At 51.3% G+C, this 686-nt stretch carries 1 protein-coding gene; it reads left to right on the top strand.

Annotation, left to right across the window (positions count from 1 at the left end; genetic code table 11):
* The first annotated feature begins 3 nt into the window (after positions 1 to 3).
* Complete coding sequence (locus ACFR9S_RS11540; RefSeq protein ID WP_379818715.1) at positions 4 to 639, top strand: IS6 family transposase; 636 nt, start codon at positions 4 to 6, stop codon at positions 637 to 639.
* Positions 640 to 686 lie beyond the last annotated feature (47 nt).

Here is a 686-nt window from a genome sequence, read left to right on the forward strand (position 1 = left end):
TCTATGGCAGAAATCACACGCCTCAGCGGTCATAGCGACTGGATTGAGTTAGATTTTGTGGAGCGAGAGCGGACTCCGAGTGAGCTGATGAAACTCGGTATTCGGCTTCATCTGTCTGGACTATCACTTTCGAATACCATTCGAGAAATTGAGAAGTTCGGTGTCAATCGGTCACGGAAAGCCGTGCATGATTGGGTGCAGAAGGCCGATCTACAGCCGGCCGACGATGCCAGTCCGGATCACGTTGCGCTCGACGAAACGGTGATCCGAATCAATGGTCAGCAGTTCTGGCTGTACGCTGCTGTCGATCCAGAGACGAACAAGTTCCTGCATATACGGCTGTTTACGACCACTACGACCGTATTAACACAGCAGTTTCTGCGGGAGCTGCAGGAGAAACACGACGTCTCCGACGCCGTGTTTCTCGTCGATTACGCTCAGCATCTAGCGACAGCACTCCGCCGAGCAGGGCTCCGATTTCAGACGGTTCGTCATGGAAATCGGAATGCTGTTGAACGTATATTTAGAGAAGTAAAACGACGTACTTCTTCGTTTAGTAATAGTTTCAGCAACGTGCAGCCGACGACGGCAGAAACATGGCTGCAAGCCTTCGCCGTCTGGTGGAATTCGCTTAACTAAACACGATGGTCACAATCGGCGGTGTTCAGATAAGGATGAAGAGTGAG

The sequence above is a fragment of the Halolamina salina genome (assembly GCF_042678005.1).
In the GTDB taxonomy this organism is placed as follows: Archaea; Halobacteriota; Halobacteria; order Halobacteriales; family Haloferacaceae; genus Halolamina; species Halolamina salina.

Excerpts from the sequence above, each read along its gene's own strand:
- ACFR9S_RS11540 (WP_379818715.1), top strand. The coding sequence starts at position 4 with ATGGCAGAAATCACACGCCTCAGCGGTCATAGCGACTGGATTGAGTTA.